Below are 1,168 nucleotides of genomic sequence, written 5' to 3' on the forward strand. Positions count from 1 at the left end.
GCCTTCGATATCCTCGCCCCAGATGTCGAGCCCGATCAGCGAGTAGGGCATGCGCAGCTTGCCTTCGAGCGCCTTACGCGCCTGCTCGACGGGAATGCGCTTGCCGCGCATGATCCCGTTCAGATCGCACACCGCGGCCCTCAGGCTCTGGATGTCCTCCCTGCTTTCAAGCCAGTTCAAAACGTCCGCAATTGCATCGCTCAATTTCCAGCCCCTTGGTTCTTTCTGTAGCCATCGCGGCTACGATATCCATTTTTCAGCTTGTGAGTTCATGAAAGGTCGCCATGGATGCTTCCAGGCAATTTTCCTTCATTTTTTCAATTTGCTAGCTGGGATATCGGGGGGCATTTCAGGTCCGTATTGTGCGATCTGCGATCGCAACATAGCTGGATGACGCGGGAAAGCCAAGCCGTGATTTGGCGCCTTCGGCTTGTGCTCGAATGGGCCCTGCAGTCTGCCTAGTGGCGCAGGTCCGGGAATTTCACCTGGCCGAGGATATGTGTCGCACCCTCGTCGATGTCGCGCACGATGGCCGCGCGGGCCCGTTCGCCGTCCTGCGCCTCGATCGCCGCGACGACTTCCTCGTGATAGTCGATGCCGAGAATGCCGGCGAGGCCGTCCTCGAAGCCGATCGCCAGGTTCCTCAGGAACGGACCGACCTGCATCCACACCGTCTCGATCAGGAAGATCATCTGCTCGTTGCCGCAGTGGCGGTAGATCGAGAATTTGAAGTCGTGGTTCTTGCGCAGATAGTCGTCGATGTTTCCGCCGCGCGCGGCCTGGGTGAGCTCGGTGCAATGGCGGCGGATGGCGCGCAGATTGTTGCCGTTGATGCGTTTCGTGGCGAGCTCGGTGGCCGTACCTTCCAGGATGGTGCGCACGGCGGTCAATTGCGAGAAGCGTTCGGCCGAGATCAGCGGCACCTCGACGCTGCCGTTCGGCATCGGGCTCAGTGCCCTCAAGGCCTGCAGCCGGGTGAAGGCGCTGCGCACCGGCATGTCGCTGGTGCCGAGCTCCTTCGCGAGCTTGCGCGAGGTCAGCTTCTGGCCGGGCTGCAACTGGCCCGACATCAGAGCCCGCACGAGCTCCAGATAGACTTTCTCATGCAACGGAACGGTATCGACAGCGGTCAGCCCGAATTGCGATTTGTCGGCCATTGGCGATGCGT

General features: G+C 60.8%; 1 protein-coding gene and 1 pseudogene. Both read right to left on the reverse strand.

From position 1 onward, the window contains the following. Positions 1 to 204: pseudogene (locus EN781_RS32905) on the reverse strand (glutamine synthetase); the annotation flags it as partial. 254 nt (positions 205 to 458) lie between these two features. Next, a partial coding sequence (locus tag EN781_RS32910; protein ID WP_245492716.1) for a GntR family transcriptional regulator occupies positions 459 to 1,168 on the reverse strand: 710 nt, incomplete at its 5' end.

It is taken from the genome of Mesorhizobium sp. M4A.F.Ca.ET.090.04.2.1, from assembly GCF_003999085.1.
In the GTDB taxonomy this organism is placed as follows: Bacteria; Pseudomonadota; Alphaproteobacteria; order Rhizobiales; family Rhizobiaceae; genus Mesorhizobium.